The organism is uncultured Citricoccus sp. (assembly GCF_937871995.1).
In the GTDB taxonomy this organism is placed as follows: domain Bacteria; phylum Actinomycetota; class Actinomycetes; order Actinomycetales; family Micrococcaceae; genus Citricoccus.
The window spans coordinates 1-1,555 of the sequence record NZ_CALMQR010000157.1; the positions used below are offsets into that span (position 1 = coordinate 1).

Below are 1,555 nucleotides of genomic sequence, written 5' to 3' on the forward strand. Positions count from 1 at the left end.
AGGAAGGCCAGGTGCTCGGCCAGTTCCGGGTCCGCGGACCCGGTCTCGGCCAGGTGGCCCGCGAGGAGGGACTGCACCTGCTCCTTGTGCCGGCGCACCGCCTCGCGGCCCGGTGATCCCGCAGGGAACTCCGCGGCGGCATTGAGCAGACCGCAGCCGCGGAAACCGTGCTCGTACGCTCCGGAGGCGTGGTCGAGGTAGGCGTCGAAGACCGCCAGGACCCGGTCCCGTGGGCACTCGGCCTGCGCCACGCGCGCCCGGTAGAGCTCCAGCCACTCCTCGTGCCGCGCGGTGACGTAGGCCCGCGTCAGCTCCTCCTTGGAGGAGAAGGTGTTGTAGAGGCTCTGCTTGGCGACCCCGGCCTCAGCGATGACGGCGTCGATCCCGGTCGCGTTGATCCCCCGGGCGTAGAACAGCCGGGACGCCGCCGCCAGGAGGCGGCCGCGCACCGATGTCGTCCCAGTCCCCGGTGCCTCAGTCCCCGGGGATGTCCCTCCGGTCATGCCCCCTCCCTTCGCTCGGTAGACAGATCAGTCTAGTGGGGTCACGGCACCGGTGGGAAGCCGCGTTCGGGGGCCACCGGTGGGCCGCGCTCCGACTCCTGCCGATCCGCCTGGTCCGGACCCTGTTCACCGGTGCGGGACGGGAGTACCGTTCCTGCACGAGGGGTCTTCGGGTGATGGGAGCGAGACATGCTGGAGACACTGGACCAGTGGGTCGAAGGGTCCGCCTACGAGCGGTTCATGGGCCGGTGGAGCCGCAAGCTGGCACCGGCGTTCCTCCAGTGGCTGCAGCCCCCGCCCGCAGCCGACTGGCTCGAGGTGGGGTGTGGCACCGGGGCGCTCACCTCGGCCATCGTCACCGAGTCCGCACCCGCGTCGGTGGTGGCCTGCGATTCCTCCGAGTCCCTCCTCGACTACGCCCGGGAGCACGTGCGTGATGACCGGGTGCGGTTCGTCCTGGCGTCCGTTCCGGACCTGCCCGAGCGCGACGGCGGGTACACCAGCGTCACCTCCATGCTGGCGCTGAACTACTTCCCGGACCCGGCCGCCGCGGTGCAGCGGATGATCGAGCTCACCGCGGGACCGGACTGCCTGGTCTCGGCCTGCGTGTGGGACTACGGGGAGAACATGCAGATGCTGCACTACTTCTGGAAGGCCGCCGCCGCGGTGGACCACCGGGCCCGGGAGTTCGACGAGGGCCACCGGTTCGGCCACTACCGTCCCGCCACCCTGGACCCCCTGTTCCGCGGGCCGGGACTGCGGGGCATCCGCTGCGAGCCCCTGCGCATGCACACCGTGTTCGCCGGCTTCGACGACTACTGGCAGGCCCTGCTCCACGGCACGGGACCGGCGCCGACGTTCCTGGCCTCCCTGGACGAGGACCAGCGCGCCGAGGTGGCCCGCCGGCTCCGGAAGCACCTGCCCGGCCGCACGCTGACCAGGATCACGCTGACGGCCCGGGCCTGGGCCATCCAGGGCACCACGCACTGACGGACTGCCCTCAGACGGCCCTCGGAGGGGGCCGGGTCCCGGCCGTCCTGTCCGCACCGGTG

Annotated in this window: 2 protein-coding genes; one reads left to right on the forward strand and one right to left on the reverse strand. The window is 72.0% G+C overall.

The genetic code is table 11. From position 1 onward, the window contains the following. Positions 1-503 (reverse strand): TetR/AcrR family transcriptional regulator (locus tag Q0283_RS17320; RefSeq protein WP_298045902.1); only part of this gene is annotated, 503 nt, incomplete at its 3' end. A 189-nt stretch (positions 504-692) separates the two neighbouring features. On the opposite strand from Q0283_RS17320, the gene Q0283_RS17325 reads away from it, so the two are divergent. After that, the gene (locus tag Q0283_RS17325) at positions 693-1,493 is read left to right on the forward strand and encodes a class I SAM-dependent methyltransferase (RefSeq protein ID WP_298045903.1); all 801 of its coding nucleotides are present in this window, start codon (positions 693-695) and stop codon (positions 1,491-1,493) included. The last annotated feature ends 62 nt before the right edge of the window (positions 1,494-1,555 follow it).

Coding starts and splice junctions, on each gene's coding strand:
- Q0283_RS17325 (WP_298045903.1), top strand. CDS start 693: ATGCTGGAGACACTGGACCAGTGGGTCGAAGGGTCCGCCTACGAGCGG.